The sequence below is a fragment of the Paenimyroides viscosum genome (assembly GCF_003858535.1).
In the GTDB taxonomy this organism is placed as follows: Bacteria; Bacteroidota; Bacteroidia; order Flavobacteriales; family Flavobacteriaceae; genus Flavobacterium; species Flavobacterium viscosum.
In genome coordinates this window covers 1-1,932 of record NZ_RQTJ01000076.1, presented here as the reverse complement: position 1 = coordinate 1,932, position 1,932 = coordinate 1, and the positions used below count along the sequence as shown (strand labels likewise).

1 protein-coding gene is annotated in these 1,932 nt (G+C 35.7%); it reads left to right on the top strand.

Going from position 1 to position 1,932, the window contains the following annotated elements; translation table 11 throughout:
* Window positions 1–237: 237 nt before the first annotated feature.
* Window positions 238–1,932, top strand: a 1,695-nt coding sequence (locus tag EG242_RS14730) for a GEVED domain-containing protein (RefSeq protein WP_148090588.1), incomplete at its 3' end; no start/stop codon positions are given.

The following is a 1,932-nucleotide window of genomic DNA, read 5'->3' as shown; positions in this document are numbered from 1 at the left end:
TGAACGTAAAAACGAAAGAAAATAGTCAATTTATTAAAATTGTAAAGAAATAGTTTTAAATTATTAATGTATTTAGTAAAGGGTGTCTTGAGAGACGCCCTTTTGTTTTTGTCTGTTTTAAGATTAAATATTTGATAATTATGTTAAAAGTTAAAAAATGTATAATTAATACTTAAATTATTGAAAAATATTAATTAAGTTTATGGCTTATATGACTAATTATAAATATTATAATTTATGAAAAAAATTACACAATTATCTAGGCTTAAGATGCGGTGGTTAAACACTAAAGTTTTACTTTCATTGCTGTTGGTGCTTTTTTTGCCGCTTTTAAATATAAATGCTCAAACCACTATTAATACAAACCTCGCAGGTACAACAAGTACAGGTTCAGGAGGGAATGGTATAACGTTCGGTATTGAGAATACAAATACAGGCGCTCAAATACTTACAGGGGTTGGGTATTATCTTACAACTTCACATAGTAATACTGTGTATGAGTTGTGGATATCAACTACGTCGTTAAGTGGTCCGCAGCCCACTACTTATCCGTCTGCAGGATGGACGCTTCTAGCAACTGTTACTACCGGTACTATTACTACGACAGCTATTCAACCATTATTTACTGGATTAACACATATTATCCCAGCAAATACTACTCATAGATTTTCACTGGTGAAACCTGGTAGTGGTCCTCAATACGCAAGTAGTGGGGCTACAATAATGAGTGCAGGTGGTGTGAATTTATTGCTTGGAGCGCATAATATAAATGGCTCAAGTGTTGGGTATGCTGCTACGATTGCTAATCGCTATTGGGCGGGTTCTATAACTTTTATGCCTGCAGATCCCTGTACGGGACAAGTAATTGCTGGTGCAGCAGCATCTTCTGTTTCAGATGCTTGTGCTGGTGTGCCAATTAATTTATCTCTAAATGGATCTACATTAGCAACAGGATTAACCTATCAATGGCAAAGTTCACCTGCGGGTGCTAATACATGGACAAATATTCCTGGTGCGACAAATATGACGTATAGTACGCTTCAATCTGTACCAACAGATTATAGATGTATTTTGGTTTGTACAAATAGTAATAGTACGCAAACTTCAACACCAGTTTCTGTTGGGCAAAATCCATACACACAGTGTTATTGTACACCTGTTTATACCACTGGTTGTGCTACATATAATCTGAATAGTTTTAAAATAGCAGGCGAAGGAACTTCTGTTATTAGTGATTTAAATACAGGTTGTACAGGAGCAGGTTATGCAGACAGAACTACTTTATTTACACCTCTAAATATTTTACAAGATAATTCTTATGATATAGAAGTGAATACCACCGCAAGTACTACAACGATTTATACAAGTATTTGGATCGATCTTAATCAAAATGGTGCTTTTGAACCTTTTGAAAAATTATTGAGCGATTTAGTTACTTCTACAAATCCTAATTTTGCTAAAGCAACAATTTTGATTCCTGATACTGCGGTGCCAGGTGTAACAAGAATGCGTGTACGTACAGTTTATAGTTCTACAGCAGTAGATGCATGTGCATCTACAACTTGGGGAGAGGCGCATGACTATTTAGTAGACATTCAGGCAGTTACGTGTTATAGACCATTAAGTTTAGCCATATCAGACATTACAAAGAATAGTGCTACTGTAACAGTAACTCCAAATTCCAAAAATGCTACCAATGTTACCTATCAGTATGAAGTGCGCGAATCTGGAAAGCCAGGAAGTGGTGCCACGGGTCTTGCCGCTTCAGGAACTGTCACAACTAATCCTTTTCCTATAACTGGTTTGCAACCGTTAACAAAATATCTTGTATATGTTAAAGCGGTTTGTTCATCAACAGATAGTAGTTCATGGTCAAATGGAGAAAATTTGAATACGTTATGTAATTATCCAGATTTAATTACGGCTCCAGGA